This is a genomic window from Polaribacter uvawellassae (genome assembly GCF_039748955.1).
Lineage (GTDB): Bacteria > Bacteroidota > Bacteroidia > Flavobacteriales > Flavobacteriaceae > Polaribacter > Polaribacter uvawellassae.
The window spans coordinates 98,094-118,459 of record NZ_JBDIZN010000004.1 but is presented as its reverse complement, the minus strand read 5'-3'; the positions used below and the strand labels follow the sequence as shown (position 1 = coordinate 118,459).

Below are 20,366 nucleotides of genomic sequence, written 5' to 3'. Positions count from 1 at the left end.
AAAAAGTACTTTTGTCAGCAACAAACAAAACACACATGTCTACAACAGTACAACGCTTAGAAATTTTTACACAACAAGTTAGAAGAGATATTTTACGCATGGTTCATGCAGTAAATTCAGGTCATCCAGGAGGTTCTTTAGGATGTGCAGAATTTATTACTTGTTTATATCAAGAAGTAATGGAGTATTCTACCGATTTTAAAATGGATGGAATTAACGAAGATCTATTCTTTTTATCAAACGGACATATTTCTCCGGTTTATTACAGCGTTTTGGCGCATACAGGATTCTTTAAAGTAGAAGAATTAGCAACTTTTAGAAAACTAAATACACGGTTGCAAGGACATCCAACAACACATGAAGGTTTAGAAGGAATTAGAATTGCTTCTGGTTCTTTAGGTCAAGGAATGTCTGTTGGAATTGGAGCTGCAGAAGCTAAAAAATTAAACAACGATTCGCATTTAGTATATACTTTACATGGTGATGGAGAACTGCAAGAAGGACAAATTTGGGAATCTGCAATGTATGCCGCAGGAAAAAAAGTTGATAATTTAATTGCTACGGTAGATTTAAACGGAAAGCAAATTGATGGTGCAACAGATGATGTATTGCCAATGGGAAGCATCAAAGCAAAATTTGAAGCTTTTGGCTGGGATGTTTTAGAAATTAAAAAAGGAAACGACATTGCATCAATCTTAGAAGGATTAGCAGAAGCAAAATCTAGAACAGGAAAAGGAAAGCCAGTTTGTATCTTATTATATACAGAAATGGGTAACGGTGTTGACTTTATGATGCATACACATGCTTGGCACGGAAAAGCGCCAAACGATGAGCAATTAGAAAGTGCATTGGCTCAAAATCCAGAAACATTAGGAGATTATTAATTCCCTTTGTCTTTCAGACATTTCCCCAAAGGGGAAAATTTGTTAAGTTAAAACATAAAAAAAGAGTTTTTCAAATATTTGAAAAACTCTTTTTTTATGTTTTTATTTAGGATTAGAATGTAAGAATAGTTTTACCTTTACAACTAACAAGTTGAAGTTTTTGTAGCTTTAATTTTTTAAATCATTTAATCTTTCAATTATTAATATGAAAATAGGTATTGTTTGTTATCCAACTTTTGGAGGAAGTGGAGTAGTTGCAACAGAATTAGGAATGGCGTTGGCAGATAATGGACATGAAGTCCATTTTATAACTTATAATTTACCAGTTCGATTAGATTTTATTTCTCACAATTTACATTTTCACGAAGTAGTAATTGAGGAATATCCTTTGTTTCAATATCAACCTTATGAATTGGCATTATCAACAAGAATGGTAGAAGTTGTTGCTAAATATCAATTAGAAGTTTTACATGTTCATTATGCAATTCCGCATGCATACGCAGCTTATATGGCAAAGCAAATGTTAAAGGAAAAAGGAATCGACATAAAAGTAGTGACAACTTTACACGGAACAGATATTACGTTAGTTGGAAGTCACCCAACCTATAAAACCGCGGTAGAATTTAGCATCAACAATTCTGATGTTGTAACAACAGTTTCAAAGAGTTTAAAAGAAGATACATTACGACTTTTCAATATTAAAAAAGACATTCATGTTATTCATAATTTTATTGATACAGAAAAATATGATAAAGCGCATGAACAAGAATGTCAGCGAATTGCATTGGCAAAACCAAACGAAAGAATTTTTACGCACGTTAGTAATTTTAGACCAGTAAAAAGAGTTGAAGATGTTATCAAAACTTTTGAAATTGTACACAGAACTGTTCCGTCTAAATTGTTAATGGTTGGTGATGGTCCAGAAAGAAGATCTGCCGAATTATTAGTAAAAAGATTAGGCATTAAAAAAGATGTATTGTTTTTAGGAAATAGTTCTGAAGTTGCAGAAATTTTATGTTATACTGATGTGTTTTTACTGCCTTCTAAAACAGAAAGTTTTGGACTGGCTGCTTTAGAAGCAATGGCAGCTGGAACAGCTGTTGTTTCTGCAAATTCTGGAGGTTTGCCAGAAGTAAATGTTCATGGTGTAACTGGTTATTTAAGCGATGTTGGTGATGTGGAAGACATGGCGAAAAATGTCTTAAAAATTATAAAAGATGACGCTACTTTATTGCAATTTAAACAAAATGCAAAAGCACATACAAAGAAGTTTTCTATCAAGAATATCTTACCAGTTTATGAAGATATTTATGAATCGCTTAAAATAAAAGTGAGTTAAAAATTTCGCATTGTGAATTTTGATGCTGAAATGTATCAAAATTCTCAAAGAGTTAAGAATTGTAATACTGAATACTTTCAATAATCAATTCTGTTGCAGCTTTACAATCTATTTTTGTTTGCTCTAAATCAGTTAATAATACAAAATTAACTTGTCCGCCAACATTCTTTTTATCGTGTTTTAGATATTCTAGAATTCCGTTAAAATCATCTTCTAAAATTTCAGTTCTTCCATAAATATTTACAATGACTTGTTTGATGTTTTCTAATTCGTTTTTAGGAAAACCAAGAATTTCTGAAGACAGATAACACTCCGCAACCATTCCGATTGCAATAGCTTCACCGTGAGTTAAATTTTCTTTCGATTCAGATTCTAAAAAATACGATTCTATAGCATGACCAATTGTATGACCAAAATTTAAAATTTTACGTAAGTTTTGTTCTTTGGGATCTTCTAAAACAACTTCATTTTTAATTTCTATAGAACGATGAATTAACTCCGTAATATCTAAGTTTTCTGAATCTTTAATTTTATTGTACAAACTTACATCGTAGGTTAATCCGTATTTGATAATTTCTGCAGTTCCAGATCTAATTTCTCTTGGAGTTACCGTTTCTAAATAGTTTGTATCTACGATAACCATTTCTGGATTTGCAAACAAACCAATCTGATTTTTTAATACACCTAAATCAACACCCGTTTTTCCTCCAACAGAAGCATCAACCATACTTAATAAAGTTGTAGGGATGTTTACAAAATCGATTCCACGTTTAAAAGTTGCCGCTACAAAACCTCCTAAATCTGTAATAACACCGCCACCTAAGGTAATTAGTAAACTTTTTCTATCAGCATTTAATTCGGTTAACACATTCCAAACACCAATACACGTTTCTAAGTTTTTATGAATCTCTCCAGATTCAATTTCGATGATTTCAATCGGACAATTTGCAGTTAAATTTGGAATAAATTTTCCGTAGCAACATTCATTTGTATTCTCATCGACTAAAATAAAAATTGAAGAATACGATTTAGAAGCTATTAATGTGTTTAATTGTAAGTATCCATTTTCTTGAAAATGAACAAAATAGGTTGCTGATTTAATTGATTTCATTACTTGCATATTGTGCTTGCAAAATAAGCAGAAATAATTGAAATATAAATACATTAAAGTTATCTTTGTTATAATAAATTACAACTGTTTATCTATGAAACTTTTTGAAAATACAGAAGTAGCATTTTCTTTAAAATCTGATTCTCAATTAGAACGCGCATATTTTTTATTTAAAATGATACAGAGCCAACCAATGGTTCGTATAGGAACTGCGGTTACAAACTTTGCCTTAAAAGCACATTTACCTGTAGAAGGCTTAATACGTTCAACTGTTTTCGATCACTTTTGTGGCGGAGTAACAGAAGAAGATTGTATGCCAAACATAGATAATCTGTTTACTAAAAGAGTAAGCTCTGTATTAGATTATTCTGTTGAAGGAAAAGAAAATGAAGAAGAGTTTGATAAAACTTTAGGCAAAATAATGCGAATTCTTGACTTTTGTGAAGAGAAAGAATCGATTCCTTTTGCTGTTTTTAAACCAACAGGATTTGGTCGTTTTGCTTTGTATCAAAAAATTACAGAAGGAGAAACTTTAACAGTTGATGAAAAATCTGAATGGTTACGAATTGTAGAGCGTTATCATACAATTTGCAAAGCAGCAGCAGAAAAAGATGTTCCTATTTTAATTGATGCAGAAGAAAGCTGGATGCAAGATGCAGTAGATCATTTAATTGAAGAATTGATGGAAGTTTACAACAAAGAAAAAGCCATCGTTTTTAGCACATTGCAAATGTATCGTCACGATAGATTAGCATATTTAAAAGAGCTGCATCAAAAAGCACATCAAAAAGGTTTTCATATCGGAATGAAAATTGTTCGCGGAGCTTATATGGAAAAAGAGCGAGAAAGAGCAGAAGAAAAAGGGTATGAATCTCCTATTTGTGCTGATAAATTAGCAACTGACGAAAACTATAATGCAGCTATTGTATATATGATGGAACATCCAAAAATGGCATTGTTTGCAGGAACACATAACGAAGAAAGTTCGTTTTTAGTAATGGATTTAATCAAAAAGCACAACATCGAGTTAAATGATAAACGTGTTTGGTTTGGTCAGCTATACGGAATGAGTGATCACATCAGCTTTAATTTAGCGAAAGAAGGTTATAATGTAGCAAAATATGTACCGTTTGGACCAGTAAGAGATGTGATGCCGTATTTAATTAGAAGAGCAGAAGAAAACACATCTGTAGCCGGACAAACAAGTAGAGAATTGAATTTAATTAAAACAGAAAAAAAACGTAGAAAACTATTGTGAGTACTACAATTCAAGAAATAAAAGTAAATATTTATAAAAATAAAAAACGACTTGCAAAAGAAATTCAAGAAAGCAAAGAGTTACTTTCATTATTAACTAAATCTACACACAAAAAACTTACTTCAGAAGAAAAAGGAAAAGTAAAAAAACAATTGATTGACATTTGTAAAAGTATTCCTGCATTGGCAGTTTTTATGCTTCCTGGCGGAGCTTTATTATTGCCACTTTTAATAAAATTGATTCCAGATATTTTACCCAGCGCATTTAGAGAAGACGATTCTATCAACATAGACTTAAAATAAATCAAAAGAATTCAACTTTTAACTTCTTTATATTCAATCAAAAAACACTACTTTTGCACGAAATTTAAGAAGCAAGTATGCAATCAATTAGAAATATCGCTATTATAGCACACGTCGATCACGGAAAAACAACCTTGGTTGATAAAATTATAGATCAAGCTAAAATCTTAGACGATCGTAAAGAACGTACAGATTTATTATTAGATAATAACGATTTAGAACGAGAAAGAGGAATAACAATTCTTTCTAAAAACGTATCTATAAATTACAAAAACACAAAAATTAATGTAATTGATACTCCTGGTCACGCCGATTTTGGTGGAGAAGTAGAGCGTGTATTAAAAATGGCAGATGGTGTTTTGTTATTAGTTGATGCATTTGAAGGACCAATGCCACAAACTCGATTTGTATTAGGAAAAGCACTAGAATTAGGGCTGACTCCTATTGTAGTTGTAAATAAAGTAGACAAAGAAAACTGTACTCCAGATTTAGTACACGAGAAAGTATTCGATTTAATGTTTGCGTTAGAAGCAACAGAAGAACAATTAGATTTTACCACAATATATGGTTCTGCAAAGAACAATTGGATGAGCACTGATTGGAAAAATCAAACAGACAATATTATTCCTTTATTAGATGCTGTATTAGAATCTATACCAGAAACTAAATACAACCCAGGAACTCCACAAATGCAAATTACTTCATTAGATTTTTCTTCATTTACAGGAAGAATTGCTATCGGACGTATTTTCCGTGGAGATTTAGAAGCTGGTAAAGATTACATGTTATGTAAAGCAGATGGATCTACTAAAAAAGTAAGAATTAAAGAATTACACGTATTCGAAGGAATGGGTAAAGTGCAAGTAGATAAAGTTCCTTGTGGAGATATTTGTGCAATTACTGGAGTTGAAGGATTTGAAATTGGTGATACCATTGCAGATTTAGAAAATCCAGAAGCATTGCCAAGAACAGAAATAGACCAACCTACAATGAGTATGTTGTTTACCATTAACAATTCTCCTTTCTTTGGCAAAGAAGGTAAATATGTAACTTCTCGTCATATTCGTGACAGACTGTTCAAAGAATTAGAAAAAAACTTAGCATTAAAAGTTGAAACAACTGATAGTGAAGATAAATTTAACGTTTTTGGACGTGGAGTTTTACACTTATCAGTATTGATTGAAACAATGCGTAGAGAAGGATATGAATTACAAGTAGGAAGACCACAAGTAATTATCAAAGAAATTGATGGAAAAAAACACGAGCCAATGGAAACATTGTCTATTGATGTGCCAGAAGAAGCTGCTTCTAAAGCAGTAAACTTAGTTTCTTTACGTAAAGGTGACTTATTGATTATGGAACCGAAAGGAGATTTGCAACACTTAGAATTTTCAATTCCATCTCGTGGATTGATTGGTTTGCGTAACAAAATTTTAACAGCAACTGCTGGTACTGCAATTATCAACCATAGATTTAGTGAATACGGACCTTATAAGGGTGATTTTAATGAAGACATCAAAGGAGCAATTGTTTCTTCTGCGGCTGGTAAAGCAACTGCATATGCATTAAATCGCTTACAAGATAGAGGACGTTTCTTTATTGATATAAATCAAGAAATTTATGTAGGTCAAGTAATTGGAGAAAACTCGAAGTCAGAAGATATGGCTGTAAACTTAATCAAAGGAAAGCAATTAACAAATATGCGTAAATCTGGCACAGATGATGCGATGAAAATTGCACCGAAAGTTGACTTTTCTCTTGAAGAAAATATGGAATATATTAAAGCAGACGAGTATTTAGAGGTAACTCCAGTGAGTTTACGTATGCGTAAAATTGATTTTAGAGCATAATAAAAATTACATTTATTATTAAAAGAGCTACATTTTGTAGCTCTTTTTTTATTTAAAAAAGTACATTTACTAAATGAAATCAATTCAAAAAAACATTTTTATTATACACTTACTCGTTTTACTTTCTAGTTGTTCTAAAGAAATTAAAGTCGATTTTGCTGCTTTTAACATTTATCATGAAGGAACCAAGGTTGATAATGGTTTCAATCAAATAAAAGAAGTCGTACTAGCTGTAAACCCAGATGTTATTGGTTTTACTGAAGTTAGAAACTATGATGGAGATTGGACAACTAAAATTCAAACTTCTTTAAAAGAAAGTAATAGAAATTATTATAGAGGATATGTTGGTGGAGATATATCATTATTGAGTAAATTTCCAATAATCGATTCAGTTTTAACAGGAAACGGTAGTATCGGAAAATTTACAATTGATATTAAAGGAAAAATAATTACGGTTGCTGTTGCTCATTTAGATTATACTCAATATGCATGTTATTTACCTAGAGGATATTTTGGTGGAACTCCAAATTGGGGAGAAATAACTGATAAGAACGGGCAATTAAAACCAATAAAATCTATTGATAGTATTTTATCTTACAATTTGTCATCACAACGAGATGAACAAATCAATAGCTTTTTAAAGTCGATACAAAACTCTTTAAACCCAATAGTTCTTTTAGGTGATTTTAATGAACCTTCTCATTTAGATTGGCAGCGGAATACCAAAAGCCTATTTGATCATAATGAGTTGGTTATTAATTGGCAAAATAGTATTGTTTTAAAAGAAAATGAATTTATAGATTCTTATAGGGAAATCTATCCAAATGTAGTTAAAAACCCTGGATTTACATGGCCTTCATCATATAGTGAAAATAAAAGTACAAGTTGGACTCCAAAAGCTGATGAAAGAGACCGCATTGATTTTATTTATTATAAAGGGAAAGATATTTCAGTGTTAAAATCTGCAATTATTGGACCTAAAGAATACTATGTAAGAAATGTTGTATCTACAAAAGGAACAGAAAATGACACTTATTTAGCTTCAGAATTAAATTGGCCTTCTGATCATAAAGCTGTTTTTACAAGTTTGATTATTAAATAAACAATTTATCTTTGCAACATGAGTGATTTTAAAGTTTTTTTTGAAACATTACGCAATAGCGTTATAAATGATGAATTCGTAAAATTAACATTAAGCAAACCCATCAGAAAAAGTAATGGTTTATTAAATGTGTATTTGCGCTTGTTTGTAATTGACGGAAAAGAAATTTTTCAGTTCAAATACCGTTATGCAACCGAAAACACATACAAACAATTTTCTTTAAATGAAGCAATTTCTGAATTGGAAATATTACTTATGGAATCTTTTAGAGTTGGAACTTTATTTACCTTAAATGAAGATTTATTGGTAACTGTTTCTAAAAAGAAAGTAATTTCTTACAGAGATAATGCGCCAAGTTTTAAAAATAAATTACCTGAAATTCCTTTAGAATCGTAGTGATTCTAACAAAAAAAAATTTTAATCAAAATTTTACAGAAATCATTTGTGTATTAAAAAATAAAATCACAATATTTGCGGAGTTAAAAACAACGACATGACATTTATTCAAAACCATCATCATCATTTTCATAATTCGACTCAGGCGAAGTGAAAGTGTATTGAATAAATTCAACATATATTTTAAACCCGTTTGAGTACATCGAACGGGTTTTTTCTTACACAGATATTTCCTTTTGGTTTACTCAAACAAATTTAAAAAAACAATGAGTAAACTAAGAATAGCCATTCAAAAATCAGGAAGATTAAACGAAGATTCCTTACAAATTTTAAAAGATTGTGGTATTTCAATCGACAACGGAAAAGATCAATTAAAAGCAATTTCAAGTAATTTTCCACTAGAAGTTTTTTATTTAAGAAACGGAGATATTCCACAATACCTAAGAGATGGAGTAGTAGATATCGCCATCATCGGAGAAAACATTTTGATTGAAAAAGGAGAAGATATCAATATCGCAGAAAAATTAGGTTTTTCAAAATGCAAGGTTTCTTTAGCAATTCCTAAAAATGAAACTTATACAGGAATTGAATATTTTGACAATAAAAAAATTGCTACTTCATATCAAAATACAGTAAAAAAATATTTGCTAGACAAAGGAGTTGATGCACAACTACACATCATTAATGGTTCTGTAGAAATTGCGCCGAATATAGGTTTGGCAGACGGAATTTGCGATATCGTTTCAAGCGGAAGCACTTTATTTAAAAATAATTTAAACGAAGTAGAAGTTTTGTTAACATCGGAAGCTGTATTAGCCGTTTCACCTTTAATTTCTGATGAAAATCAGCAAATATTGAACAAATTACAATTCAGAATTAAAGCTGTTTTAAAAGGACGAAACTCTAAATATATTTTATTGAATGCTCCGAATGAAAAACTATCAGAAATCATTGCTGTTTTACCTGGAATGAAAAGTCCTACAGTTTTACCATTAGCAGAAGAAGGTTGGTGTTCTGTTCACTCTGTGATTGATAAAAATCAATTTTGGGAAATTATTGATGTTTTGAAAGTAAAAGGTGCAGAGGGAATTTTAGTATGTCCAATTGAAAAAATGGTACTGTAATGAAATTATAGTGTTAGGTCGAGCGGAGTCGAGACCTCATAATTAGTTCTCAGCATCGTTTGTACAGACAAAATATTAAGTGATGAAATAATAAAATTAAAAAAATGAAAGTAATCCAAAACCCACAAAAAAAAGTTTGGGAAACTATCTTACAACGACCAACAAAAACTTTGGATGATATTGAAAAAACAGTCAATCAAATTTTTAATGAAGTCAAATTACACGGTGATGTTGCCTTAAAAAAGTACACAGAAAAGTTTGATGTTGCTGCTTTAAATAAGACACTTGTTTCTAAAGATGAAATACAAGAAGCAATTGAGTTCGTTTCTGATGATTTAAAAAATGCTATTACTGTTGCTAAAGAGAATCTCACAAAATTTCACGTTGCTCAAAAAACAGAAAAAGTAGTTGTTGAAACTATGATCGGAGTACAATGTTGGCAAGAAAAAAAACCGATTACAAAAGTTGGTTTGTACATTCCCGGTGGAACAGCGCCATTATTTTCTACCGTTTTAATGTTGGCAATTCCTGCTCAAATTGCAGGTTGTAAAGAAATTGTGTTGTGTTCTCCACCAGATAAAAACGGAAAAATCAATCCAGCAATTGTATATGCAGCAAATCTTTGTGGAGTTACCCAAATTTTTAAAGTAGGCGGAATTCAAGCGATTGCTGCCATGACATTTGGTACAGAAAGCATTCCTAAAGTGTCTAAAATATTTGGACCAGGAAATCAGTATGTAACGGTTGCAAAACAAATTGCTACAAAATATGGCGTTGCCATTGATATGCCAGCTGGTCCAAGTGAAGTTTTAGTTGTAGCAGATAATTCAGCAAAAGCATCGTTTGTTGCTTCAGATTTGTTGAGTCAAGCTGAACACGGAATCGATAGTCAAGTTGTATTGGTTTCGGATTCCGTGGAATTGATTGAATCCGTTCAGCATGAAATACAAAAACAGCTTTTAGAACTGCCAAGAAAAGATATTGCTGCAAAAACATTAGAAAATTCGAAAGCTATTTTAATTGAAGATGTAAATGAAGCCATAGAACTCATCAACAATTATGCGCCAGAACATTTAATTATTGCAACAAGAAATAACGATTTTTTTATTGAATTTATAGAAAATGCTGGCTCGGTATTTATTGGAAATTATACACCAGAAAGCGCGGGAGATTATGCTTCTGGAACCAATCACACCTTACCAACAAACGGATTTTCAAAAGCCTATTCAGGAGTGAATTTAGATAGTTTTTTAAAGAGCATTACCTATCAAAAAATATCAAAAGAAGGTTTGCAAAATATTGGAAAATCCATTGAAATTATGGCTGAAGCAGAAGGATTGCAAGCGCATAAAAATGCGGTTTCGATTCGGTTAAAAGAAATTAATTAATACAAATGTCTGTTCGAGTGATTTCGAGGAACGAGAAATTGTATCGAGAACAAATGAATATTACATCTCGATACAAATTTATTCCTGAAGTCATAAACTCACTCAATGTGACAACATAAATATAAAATGAAAACAAATTTCAACATCAACAATCTAGTAAGAGAAAACATCAAATCTCTAAACGCTTATTCATCCGCAAGAGACGAATATAAAGACACAGCATCTAAAGAAATGATTTTCTTAGATGCCAATGAGAATCCGTTTGCAAATGGTGTCAATCGTTATCCAGATCCGCAGCAAAATTCGGTAAAAGAATTGCTGTCAAACATTAAAAAAATTGACACTAAAAACATTCTTTTAGGAAATGGAAGTGATGAAGTATTGGATTTACTTTTTAGAGCATTTTGCGAACCAAATAAAGACAACATCATCACATTACCACCGACGTACGGAATGTATGCTGTATTGGCAAATATCAATGCAATTGAAAACAAAAGAGTTGCTTTGACAGCAGCTTTTCAACCCAAAGTCGCACAAATTTTAAGTAGAGTTGATGAAAACACAAAACTCTTGTTTTTATGTTCACCGAATAATCCAACCGGAAATAGTTTTTCTGAAGACGCTGTTGAAGAATTATTATTAAAATTCAACGGTTTGGTGATAATTGACGAAGCTTATATCGATTTTTCTGAACAAGAAAGTTGGTTAAATAAATTAGAAGAGTTTCCGAATTTGGTCATCACACAAACCTTTTCTAAAGCGTATGGAATGGCAGGAATTCGGTTGGGAATTTGTTATGCTTCCAAAGAAATTATTTCGGTTTTAAACAAGATAAAACCTCCGTATAATGTGAATGAATTGTCACAACAAAAAGCCATAAGTAGATTGTTAGATTTTAATTCAGTTCAAAAAGAAATTCAACAACTAAAAAGTGAAAGAGTTCAACTTGAGAATGAATTAAAAAATATTGATTTTATTAAAAAAATCTATCCATCAGATGCAAATTTTCTGTTGATACAAGTAGACGATGCTACGAAAAGATATCAGCAATTAATTAGCAACGGAATTGTAATTCGAAATAGAACTAATGAGCCTTTGTGTGAAAATTGCTTGCGAATTACTGTTGGAACTGCATTAGAAAATAAAAAATTAATAAAAATCTTAAAAGAAATTAATTAAAAAATATCATGAAAAAAGCACTATTTATAGACAGAGACGGCACGTTGGTTATTGAACCACCCATCGATTATCAATTAGACAGTTTAGAAAAATTAGAATTCTATCCAGGTGTTTTTAGATGGCTGAGTCGCATTGCAGAAGAATTAGATTTTGAGTTGGTAATGGTCACCAATCAAGATGGTTTGGGAACAAAATCTTTTCCGGAAGAGACTTTTTGGCCAGCACAAAACAAAGTAATTCAAGCCTTGAAAAACGAAGGAATTGTTTTTAATGATATTTTAATCGACAATAGTTTTCCTGAAGAAAATTCGCCAAACAGAAAACCAAGAACAGGTTTGTTAACAGCATATTTGAAAGGGAATTACGACTTAGAAAACTCATTCGTTATCGGAGATCGTTTAACAGATATTGAATTGGCAGAGAATTTAAAGGCAAAGGGAATTCTTATCACCGTTGATGAAACATTGAACTACAAAAACGATACACAAGCTTTAAAAACAATCAGTTGGAAAACCATTTACGAGTTTTTAAAGTTATCAGAAAGAACTGCATCGATAGAAAGAAATACCAACGAAACAAAGATTAAAATCGATGTTAATTTAGACGGAACTGGAAAAAGTATTATTGATACTGGAATTGCTTTTTTTGATCATATGTTAGACCAAATTGCGCGTCACGGACAAATGGATTTAAACATTCAAGTGCAAGGCGATTTAGAAGTTGATGAACACCATACCATTGAAGATACCGCAATTGCTTTAGGAGAAGTATTCAACAAAGCATTGGCAAACAAATTGGGAATTGAACGTTATGGTTTTTGTTTACCAATGGATGATTGTATGGCGCAAGTTGCCATCGATTTTGGTGGTAGAAATTGGTTGGTTTGGGATGCCGATTTTAAAAGAGAAATGATTGGCAAAATGCCTACAGAAATGTTTTATCACTTTTTTAAATCGTTTACAGATGGTGCAAAATGTAACCTAAATATCAAAGCAGAAGGAACTAACGAACACCATAAAATTGAAGCAATTTTTAAAGCTTTTGCAAAAGCAATTAAAGTAGCAGTAAAAAGAGATGTAAATAAAATGGTATTGCCATCTACAAAAGGAATGTTATGAAAATTACGAATTATAAATTACGAATTTTGATTTGTAAGAAACTAATTACTAAACCCTAACTACTAAATATGAAAATCATAATCATAGATTACGGAGCAGGAAATATCAAAAGCATTCAGTTTGCCTTTAAACGATTGGGTTTTGATGCAATTTTATCAAACAATATCGATGAAATAAGAAATGCTGATAAAGTGATATTTCCTGGAGTTGGAGAAGCAAGTTCTGCCATGAAAATGTTGCAAGAAAGCGGATTGGATGCATTAATTCCGACGTTGAAACAACCAGTTTTAGGAATTTGCCTAGGAATGCAATTGATGTGTAAATCAACAGAAGAAGGAAATACAAAAGTTTTGGGGATTTTTAATACGAAAGTAAAACGCTTTTCATCAAAGGTAAAAGTTCCGCAAATGGGTTGGAACACTATTTCTAATTTGAAATCAGAATTATTCACTGGAATTAAAGAAAAGGAATTCATGTATTTGGTGCATAGTTTTTATGCAGAAAATTGTGATGAAACCATTGCAACCACCAATTATGAAATGGAATATGCAGCAGCTTTGCAAAAAGATAATTTTTACGGAGTGCAATTTCATCCAGAGAAAAGTGGCGTTATAGGAGAACAAATTTTGAAGAATTTTATAGCGCTTTAACGTTATTCTGAACTTGTTTCAGAATCTTATAAAATAAATATAAATCAAAAGACCCTGAAATATATATTCAGGGTTGATTAACAAGTTAATCAATGAGAATCATACCAGCAATAGACATCATCGACGGAAAATGCGTCCGATTGTCAAAAGGTGATTATAACACCAAAAAAATATACAATGAAAATCCGTTAGAAGTTGCCAAAGAATTTGAACAAGCAGGAATTGAGTATTTACATTTAGTAGATTTAGATGGTGCAAAAGCGAGCAAAATTATCAATTATAAAGTATTAGAAAACATCGCATCAAAAACCAATTTAAAAATCGATTTTGGTGGCGGTTTAAAATCTGATAAAGATTTAGAAATTGCTTTTAATTCTGGTGCAAATCAGATTACTGGCGGGAGTATTGCTGTAAAAAATCCAGCATTATTTGAAAAATGGATAACTAAATATGGAAGCAATACAATCATTTTAGGTGCCGATGCAAATCATGGAAAAATTGCGACCAATGGTTGGTTGGAAGAAAGTGAACAAGAGATCATTCCATTTATTCAAAACTATGTAGAAAAAGGAATTGAATATGTGATTTCTACTGATATTGCAAAAGACGGAATGCTTTCTGGGCCTTCGTTTGAGTTGTACACTGAAATTTTAAAAAATTGCAGAATGTCAGTTCGAGCGGAGTCGAGAACGAATGACTTCTCAACTGCGTTCCAGGAGACAAAATTTCTGAAATTAATTGCTTCAGGCGGAATTTCAACCTTTGATGAATTGCCAAAATTAGCAGAACTAGGTTGCGAAGGCGTCATCATCGGAAAAGCAATTTATGAGAATAGAATTTCATTGAAACAATTAAAACAATTTATAATTAATAACTAAATGTCTGTTCGAGCGGAGTCGAGAACTATTTATAACCTCTCGACTCCGCTCGAGGAGACAATATAATAACTATGTTAACAAAAAGAATCATTCCGTGTTTAGACATCAAAAACGGAAGAACAGTAAAAGGTGTCAATTTTGTGAATTTACGTGATGCTGGAGATCCTATTGAGTTGGCAAAATTTTATGCAGAAAATGGTGCTGATGAATTGGTGTTTTTAGACATTTCTGCAACAGAAGAAAAACGAAAAACATTGATTGAATTGGTGTTAAAAGTAGCAGAACAAGTAAATATTCCGTTTACCGTTGGTGGCGGAATCTCAAGTGTAGAGGATGTTTCTGTCTTATTAAATGCTGGCGCTGATAAAATTTCAATCAATTCATCCGCAGTGAAAAACCCAAAATTAATCAATGAGTTGGCACGTAAATTTGGAAGTCAATGTATTACTGTTGCAATTGATGCAAAAAGAATAGAAGGAACTTGGAAAGTACATTTGGTTGGTGGAAAAGTAGCAACAGAACTCAATTTATTTGATTGGGCAAAAGAAGTGGAACAACGCGGTGCAGGAGAAGTTTTATTCACATCGATGGAAAATGATGGAACAAAAGACGGTTTCGCAAATGATGCTTTGGCGAAATTATCAAGCTTGGTAAATATTCCGATTATTGCTTCTGGTGGCGCAGGAAATAAGCAACACTTTACGGATGCTTTTATCAAAGGAAAAGCAGATGCAGCATTGGCAGCAAGTGTTTTTCATTTTAAAGAAATAGAAATTAACGAATTAAAAAAAGAATTACGTCGAAATGATATTCCGGTAAGATTGTAAATCCCCCTTTAATCCCCCAAAGGGGGAGTTTCTGCGAGGATTATTTATTGGAGTTATTTGAAAAATAAAAAATATAATATGAGTTTTATAGATATAGAAAAGAGTAAAATCTTTTCCCCTTTGGGGAAATTAAAAGGGGAATTAGTCCCAGCCATCATTCAAGATGCAACTACAAAAAATGTATTGATGTTGGGTTATATGAATGAAGAAGCATTTGCTAAAACGAATGAAACGAAATTAGTAACCTTTTTTAGCAGAACTAAAAATCGTCTTTGGACTAAAGGAGAAGAAAGTGGAAATACCTTGCAATTGATTGATATGAAACTAGATTGTGATAATGATACGTTGTTAATTCAGGTAATTCCAACTGGACCAACGTGCCACAAAGGTTCTGATACCTGTTGGAATGAGGAAAACAGTTCAAACTATGGCTTCTTTTCAACCTTAGAAGACGTAATAGCAGAAAGAGTTGTCAATAAAGAGACTCAGAAATCGTATGTAGCCAGTTTATTTGCAAAAGGAATTAATAAGGTAGCACAGAAAGTAGGAGAGGAAGCTGTTGAAGTTGTAATAGAAGCAATGGATACAAACGATGAATTATTCATATATGAATCTGCGGATTTGCTATTTCACTATTTGATGTTATTGCAAGCAAAAGGGTTTACGTTAAAAGACATTGAGGCAGAATTAAAGAAAAGACAAAAAAAATCGTCATAAAAATTAATTTATGACGATTGCAATTCTAACTTACTCAAGTTTAATATTCATTCATCAGAATTACTTTAAAATTCGGATATTTTTCTTTGAACTCTTTTTCTAAACCAATCACATGAGCGGCACCTATAATAACAACATTTTTGTGTTTTTGCGATTTTAGTACATCATTAGCAATGTTTTTAGCAATTCTCATATTTCTTTCATCAAAATATTTTCTACCTTCTTTACAACCTTCTGTATCGGTAATTACATAAGAAAAAGATGCCATGTCATGCAGCTGTTGTAAAGATTTTCTCTTATTGGTGTGTTTTCCTAAGCCTCTAAAAAGTGCCGGTAAAATGGCGCTATTATAATTTTTCTTGTACAATTTAGAATTCGCTTGGTTATTTCCGTTGCTTACACCTTCTTTTCTACATTTTGTCCATGCATCATGATACTCTTTATTAGTTTGTTGATCATCTATATTGATAACTTTTTTATGATTCATTGCCAACGCCAATTTGTACGTTAAATCTCCATCTTCGTGTCTTGTTGGCTTTTTGGCACCTTTTATTCCGTATTTTTTGATGTATGAATACAATTCATAATTTCCATTATCTCTTTGATATGCGAAAGACTGAACTAAATAATCGAAATCGGCAGCGCTCATTTGTGTAAAGTGCTTTTGTAAAATGATTGTGAATTTTGATTCATTAAAATCGAAATGCTTTTGTAAAGAATCGGATAGTTTATAAAATTGTTGGTACCCTTTAGACCAGCCATTTTTTAAATATTCCCAAGAAATAGAATCATTTGGCATTGGCGATTCTACATAAATAGCTTCTGGATTGTAGTCCTTTGCAAAACGCAACATTGGTTTGTAACTGTTTTTTACAATTTTAGGAACTGTGTGCATCGTTCCAATAATTAAAATTTCTTGTTGCTTTTTTTCTTGGCTAAAAAGTGATACAACTGATAAGATGAATGCGAATACTGTAATTTGAGTTTTCATAATGTGTTTTTTTAATGATTTAACTTGATGAGACAAATCTATATCAGAAAAATAAACAAACTCAATTATAATAGGTCTTTGGGGCGAAATACAGTTATTCTGTGGTAGAATTCAAAACTACTTTTACATCGTTTTGATAGGTTCTAGAAACTGGCACCTCTATGTGGTGAGATAACAAGGTAAAAAGTTTGCTATTTGCTGTTTTCCATTGTAAAAAGTGAAAAGGATTGATTAAAAAAGAACGATGTGTTCTTAAAAATTCAGGAAACTCATCAGCAACTACAGACAATTTGTTTCTAATTAAGCTTTTCTTTAAAGCATTTCCCGAAATATAAAAAACTTCTACATAATTATCGGAAGACTGAATGCAAATGACATCATTAAAAAACAACCGTAAACCTTCATAATTTCCTTCGCCTTTAATTTCTATTTTTTGTTTTTCTACTTTTTTGTTTAGGTATTTTCCAAAAGCAAATCGAGCAATAATAAGCATTGGTAAAATTGTTGCCATTGCAGGTAAAATAATCGATTTTATATGATATGATAAATCATGTGCATTTGGATGCCAATTCACAACAAATTGTAGATAAAATAACCGAACCAAAACAATGGTGATTATTATAAAAACAGTGAAAAACAATAGCTCAGTTCCAAGAGTCCATCTCTTTTTACTTTTTGTATACAACCAATATTGAAATGGAAGTGAAATGCTATATAAAAACCCTCCTAACAAACCATAACCTGATAAATACAGTAGCTTTTCATTAGCCAAAAGTTCGTTTACATCAAAAGGTTCAGTAAAATAAAGGAATATAAAAATCCAGAACGCCAAACCTAAAGCAATAATAAAATGGTTTTTCACTGACGGATCAAATGGATAACTTTTATTCAATGTAGAGTTTTAAGGTTTTCAAATATAATAAAACGAATTCTAATTGATTATGAACGAATTCTAGTTTTGAAAATTTAATGTTTCCTTTCTAGACTAATTTTAAAGTCATAAACTTTAAACACTTTTAATTATGGAACAACAACCAAACAAATTTTTACACTGGATTAAAACATCAACAACTGCAAGAATGGGAATGATTGGCTTTTTAAGCTTTTTATTAATGATTCCTTTATTTTATATCGAAAATTTAATTAGAGAACGTTCTTTTCGGCAAGAAGCTGTTGTGAATGAAATTAGCAATCAATGGGGAAATGAAGTCGCTATTTATGGACCCATTATAAAAGTTCCCTATAAAGTATTTTCTGATAAAACAATCACTAATCAAAAAACAAAATTAGTAACAACAGAAACTGTTGAATATATAGAATATGGCTATTTTTTTCCTGAAAAATTAAACGTTAATTCCACCATTAATCCAGAACAAAAAAAACGAGGAATTTATACCACAGCAGTTTTTAACAGTAGCATATTAATTAATGGAACTTTTGATTCATTGAGTTTTAAACAAAAGGAAATTGAAGATGAAAATATTCTGTGGGATAAAAGTAAAATTATATTAAAAACAACCAATGTAAAAGGTGTAAACAATGCTTTATCTATAGTTGTTAACGGAAAGAATTTTGCGTTATCATCAGCAGGAAAAAGCAGGTATAACAGTCAAGGATATTACACTTTAGAAAGTGGAGTAATAGCTTTAAAAGAAAATAGAAAATCTGCCAAACCAATTTCGTTTTCTGTAGATTTTAGTGTTCGTGGAAGCAAAGAAGTCCGTTTTATTCCAATAGGAAAAGAAACAACTGCACAAATAAAATCGAGTTGGAAAACTGCAAATTTTATGGGTGAATTTTTACCATATAATTCTGATAAAATTAATAAAGATGGATTTGATGCAAAATGGAAAATTCTAGATATCAACCGACCATTTTCTCAACAACATTTTAACGAATTACCGTTTTTTAATGAATTTGATTTTGGTGTAAACTTTAAAATTCCGGTTGATGAATATCAAAAAAGTGAACGCTCTGCTAAATATGGTTTCTTAGTAATTTGCTTAACTTTTCTAGTTTTCTTTTTAATACAAACCATGAGTAAAATTAACATGCATCCATTCCAGTATTTGATGATTGGACTTGCTTTGCTAATGTTTTATACTTTATTAGTTTCAATTTCTGAACATAGCAACTTTTTAAAAGCTTACGGAATAGCAAGTGTTTCTGTAATAGGATTGATTACCATTTATGCAAAGAACATCTTAAAAAGCGCAAAGTTTATGATGTTAATAGGAACTTCATTATCAATTTTATATGCTTTTATTTTTGTAATTATTCAGTTAGAAAGTTATGCATTGTTAGTTGGTAGTGTTGGTTTGTTTTTAATTCTTGCAACTGTAATGTATGTTTCTAGGAAAATAGATTGGTCAAACACTTAAACAAGCTGAGCTTGCCACCAAACCATAAAAAATTTAGAAATTTCTCCGTTTGGATGTTTCATCCAGCAAAGCGGAGACGTTTCTTTGTTGAGTATTTCTGAAACTTCTTTTTCAAAAGAAAGATAGTTTTGCCAATTAACTTGCGTGTGTGGTTTGAGTAGCCAATTCTTTTTCGTCGGAATGTAAAACTTACAATCTGTAAAAGCTGTTAATTCTTTTTGGTTGATGTAAAACCCAACAATACAATCCGAATTTAAAACCTTTAACTGAACATCTTGTTGTGTAAACGGAACAAATAATTGCGCTTTAAAATACACTTGTTGTTCAATTTCTGATGATTCTAAACCAAGTTCTTCTAAATACGATTCACATTCAGCAGCGTAGAGCAAAGGCAATTGTTTATCTTTTAGTTTTGTGATTTTTTGCACCAAAGAATCTTTTCTGTTTGGGCCAATACAATGATCAATTTCAGATTCTCCAACCGAAGTATCGTACACATAAAACTTGTAAATCACTTCTAAATGAATGGGTTTTTCATCTTTTAAAAGCAAACAATCCAACTCGCCAAGCGTAATTTTTTTGCGCTGAATTTGAATGTTTTCAGCCAAAATTTGTGTCGATTTTTCTTGTTGTAACTGAAATGAAACAAAGCGTTCTATGTATTTTCCTAATCGGAGTTTTGTATTGATGGCTAAATTAAATGTAACATCGTTTTGTGTGATTTCAAATTGTTGCAAACCAAAAACAGCATCTTTTTCCCATAAACGATGTGTTTGCAGAAAACCTGTGTACTGTTGTTGTATTTGTTTTGATGGCAATTTCATTCTGCATCGAAAATACAAATCTATTTCCGATTTCTTTTGTACATTGA

Annotated in this window: 20 protein-coding genes; 16 read left to right on the top strand and 4 right to left on the bottom strand. The window is 31.4% G+C overall.

The features are described 5' to 3' along the window. Positions 1-35 precede the first annotated feature (35 nt). Together ABDX67_RS10500 and bshA are read left to right on the top strand one after the other, a co-directional pair. Positions 36-884 (top strand): transketolase, encoded by an 849-nt coding sequence (locus ABDX67_RS10500; RefSeq protein ID WP_347174983.1) that lies wholly within the window; start codon positions 36-38, stop codon positions 882-884. Between the two features lie 205 nt (positions 885-1,089). Continuing rightward, on the top strand, positions 1,090-2,223 hold the full coding sequence (gene bshA, locus ABDX67_RS10495) for an N-acetyl-alpha-D-glucosaminyl L-malate synthase BshA (RefSeq protein WP_347174982.1): 1,134 nt from the start codon (positions 1,090-1,092) through the stop codon (positions 2,221-2,223). 52 nt (positions 2,224-2,275) lie between these two features. Here the strand turns inward: bshA and aroB are convergent, their stop codons facing one another. Continuing rightward, positions 2,276-3,334, bottom strand: a complete 1,059-nt coding sequence (gene aroB / locus ABDX67_RS10490; RefSeq protein ID WP_347174981.1) for a 3-dehydroquinate synthase — start codon at positions 3,332-3,334, stop codon at positions 2,276-2,278. Positions 3,335-3,428: 94 nt separating this feature from the next. Here aroB and ABDX67_RS10485 point away from each other — a divergent pair, with 94 nt between their 5' ends. From ABDX67_RS10485 to hisIE, 13 genes are all read left to right on the top strand, one after another. Further along, the gene (locus ABDX67_RS10485; protein ID WP_347174980.1) at positions 3,429-4,592 is read left to right on the top strand and encodes a proline dehydrogenase family protein; all 1,164 of its coding nucleotides are present in this window, start codon (positions 3,429-3,431) and stop codon (positions 4,590-4,592) included. Next, the gene (locus ABDX67_RS10480) at positions 4,589-4,894 is read left to right on the top strand and encodes an LETM1 domain-containing protein (protein WP_347174979.1); all 306 of its coding nucleotides are present in this window, start codon (positions 4,589-4,591) and stop codon (positions 4,892-4,894) included. The genes ABDX67_RS10485 and ABDX67_RS10480 overlap by 4 nt, the downstream gene beginning before the upstream one ends. Before the next feature lie 77 nt (positions 4,895-4,971). Continuing rightward, positions 4,972-6,744, top strand: a complete 1,773-nt coding sequence (typA, locus tag ABDX67_RS10475) for a translational GTPase TypA (protein ID WP_347174978.1) — start codon at positions 4,972-4,974, stop codon at positions 6,742-6,744. 73 nt (positions 6,745-6,817) lie between these two features. Continuing rightward, the gene (locus ABDX67_RS10470) at positions 6,818-7,846 is read left to right on the top strand and encodes an endonuclease/exonuclease/phosphatase family protein (RefSeq protein WP_347174977.1); all 1,029 of its coding nucleotides are present in this window, start codon (positions 6,818-6,820) and stop codon (positions 7,844-7,846) included. Between the two features lie 18 nt (positions 7,847-7,864). Next, the gene (locus ABDX67_RS10465) at positions 7,865-8,242 is read left to right on the top strand and encodes a hypothetical protein (RefSeq protein WP_347174976.1); all 378 of its coding nucleotides are present in this window, start codon (positions 7,865-7,867) and stop codon (positions 8,240-8,242) included. Positions 8,243-8,508: 266 nt separating this feature from the next. Further along, positions 8,509-9,366 (top strand): ATP phosphoribosyltransferase, encoded by an 858-nt coding sequence (gene hisG, locus ABDX67_RS10460; protein ID WP_347174975.1) that lies wholly within the window; start codon positions 8,509-8,511, stop codon positions 9,364-9,366. Positions 9,367-9,470: 104 nt separating this feature from the next. Further along, on the top strand, positions 9,471-10,754 hold the full coding sequence (gene hisD / locus ABDX67_RS10455; RefSeq protein ID WP_347174974.1) for a histidinol dehydrogenase: 1,284 nt from the start codon (positions 9,471-9,473) through the stop codon (positions 10,752-10,754). Positions 10,755-10,880: 126 nt separating this feature from the next. Beyond that, positions 10,881-11,933: a histidinol-phosphate transaminase gene (gene hisC / locus ABDX67_RS10450; protein WP_347174973.1), complete on the top strand. Its 1,053-nt coding sequence runs from the start codon at positions 10,881-10,883 to the stop codon at positions 11,931-11,933. A gap of 8 nt (positions 11,934-11,941) precedes the next feature. Next, positions 11,942-13,051, top strand: a complete 1,110-nt coding sequence (gene hisB / locus ABDX67_RS10445; protein WP_347174972.1) for a bifunctional histidinol-phosphatase/imidazoleglycerol-phosphate dehydratase HisB — start codon at positions 11,942-11,944, stop codon at positions 13,049-13,051. Positions 13,052-13,119: 68 nt separating this feature from the next. Then, a complete protein-coding gene (gene hisH / locus ABDX67_RS10440; RefSeq protein WP_347174971.1) occupies positions 13,120-13,701 on the top strand; it encodes an imidazole glycerol phosphate synthase subunit HisH in 582 nt (193 codons plus the stop codon). 92 nt (positions 13,702-13,793) lie between these two features. After that, positions 13,794-14,579 carry a 1-(5-phosphoribosyl)-5-[(5-phosphoribosylamino)methylideneamino]imidazole-4-carboxamide isomerase gene (locus ABDX67_RS10435; RefSeq protein ID WP_347174970.1) on the top strand — a complete coding sequence of 262 codons (786 nt, stop codon included), beginning with the start codon at positions 13,794-13,796 and terminating at the stop codon, positions 14,577-14,579. A gap of 71 nt (positions 14,580-14,650) precedes the next feature. Next, positions 14,651-15,406 carry an imidazole glycerol phosphate synthase subunit HisF gene (gene hisF, locus ABDX67_RS10430; protein ID WP_347174969.1) on the top strand — a complete coding sequence of 252 codons (756 nt, stop codon included), beginning with the start codon at positions 14,651-14,653 and terminating at the stop codon, positions 15,404-15,406. 78 nt (positions 15,407-15,484) lie between these two features. Then, complete coding sequence (hisIE, locus tag ABDX67_RS10425; protein ID WP_347174968.1) at positions 15,485-16,123, top strand: bifunctional phosphoribosyl-AMP cyclohydrolase/phosphoribosyl-ATP diphosphatase HisIE; 639 nt, start codon at positions 15,485-15,487, stop codon at positions 16,121-16,123. Between the two features lie 40 nt (positions 16,124-16,163). On the opposite strand, the gene ABDX67_RS10420 is transcribed toward hisIE, so the two are convergent. Then, entirely contained in the window at positions 16,164-17,114 is a 951-nt protein-coding gene (locus tag ABDX67_RS10420) for a DUF5694 domain-containing protein (protein WP_347174967.1), read from the bottom strand. A 94-nt stretch (positions 17,115-17,208) separates the two neighbouring features. Continuing rightward, positions 17,209-18,006 (bottom strand): LytTR family transcriptional regulator DNA-binding domain-containing protein, encoded by a 798-nt coding sequence (locus ABDX67_RS10415; RefSeq protein WP_347174966.1) that lies wholly within the window; start codon positions 18,004-18,006, stop codon positions 17,209-17,211. 130 nt (positions 18,007-18,136) lie between these two features. On the opposite strand from ABDX67_RS10415, the gene creD reads away from it, so the two are divergent. Then, the gene (gene creD, locus ABDX67_RS10410) at positions 18,137-19,495 is read left to right on the top strand and encodes a cell envelope integrity protein CreD (protein WP_347174965.1); all 1,359 of its coding nucleotides are present in this window, start codon (positions 18,137-18,139) and stop codon (positions 19,493-19,495) included. Here the strand turns inward: creD and ABDX67_RS10405 are convergent. After that, entirely contained in the window at positions 19,492-20,319 is an 828-nt protein-coding gene (locus ABDX67_RS10405; RefSeq protein ID WP_347174964.1) for a DUF1853 family protein, read from the bottom strand. The two genes, creD and ABDX67_RS10405, sit on opposite strands and share 4 nt — an antisense overlap. Between the last annotated feature and the right edge of the window lie 47 nt (positions 20,320-20,366).

Coding starts and splice junctions, on each gene's coding strand:
- hisD (WP_347174974.1), top strand. CDS start 9,471: ATGAAAGTAATCCAAAACCCACAAAAAAAAGTTTGGGAAACTATCTTA.
- hisG (WP_347174975.1), top strand. CDS start 8,509: ATGAGTAAACTAAGAATAGCCATTCAAAAATCAGGAAGATTAAACGAA.
- ABDX67_RS10485 (WP_347174980.1), top strand. CDS start 3,429: ATGAAACTTTTTGAAAATACAGAAGTAGCATTTTCTTTAAAATCTGAT.
- typA (WP_347174978.1), top strand. CDS start 4,972: ATGCAATCAATTAGAAATATCGCTATTATAGCACACGTCGATCACGGA.
- creD (WP_347174965.1), top strand. CDS start 18,137: ATGGAACAACAACCAAACAAATTTTTACACTGGATTAAAACATCAACA.
- hisB (WP_347174972.1), top strand. CDS start 11,942: ATGAAAAAAGCACTATTTATAGACAGAGACGGCACGTTGGTTATTGAA.
- hisIE (WP_347174968.1), top strand. CDS start 15,485: ATGAGTTTTATAGATATAGAAAAGAGTAAAATCTTTTCCCCTTTGGGG.
- ABDX67_RS10420 (WP_347174967.1), bottom strand. CDS start 17,114: ATGAAAACTCAAATTACAGTATTCGCATTCATCTTATCAGTTGTATCA.
- bshA (WP_347174982.1), top strand. CDS start 1,090: ATGAAAATAGGTATTGTTTGTTATCCAACTTTTGGAGGAAGTGGAGTA.
- hisH (WP_347174971.1), top strand. CDS start 13,120: ATGAAAATCATAATCATAGATTACGGAGCAGGAAATATCAAAAGCATT.
- hisF (WP_347174969.1), top strand. CDS start 14,651: ATGTTAACAAAAAGAATCATTCCGTGTTTAGACATCAAAAACGGAAGA.
- aroB (WP_347174981.1), bottom strand. CDS start 3,334: ATGAAATCAATTAAATCAGCAACCTATTTTGTTCATTTTCAAGAAAAT.
- ABDX67_RS10470 (WP_347174977.1), top strand. CDS start 6,818: ATGAAATCAATTCAAAAAAACATTTTTATTATACACTTACTCGTTTTA.
- hisC (WP_347174973.1), top strand. CDS start 10,881: ATGAAAACAAATTTCAACATCAACAATCTAGTAAGAGAAAACATCAAA.
- ABDX67_RS10435 (WP_347174970.1), top strand. CDS start 13,794: ATGAGAATCATACCAGCAATAGACATCATCGACGGAAAATGCGTCCGA.
- ABDX67_RS10405 (WP_347174964.1), bottom strand. CDS start 20,319: ATGAAATTGCCATCAAAACAAATACAACAACAGTACACAGGTTTTCTG.
- ABDX67_RS10465 (WP_347174976.1), top strand. CDS start 7,865: ATGAGTGATTTTAAAGTTTTTTTTGAAACATTACGCAATAGCGTTATA.
- ABDX67_RS10500 (WP_347174983.1), top strand. CDS start 36: ATGTCTACAACAGTACAACGCTTAGAAATTTTTACACAACAAGTTAGA.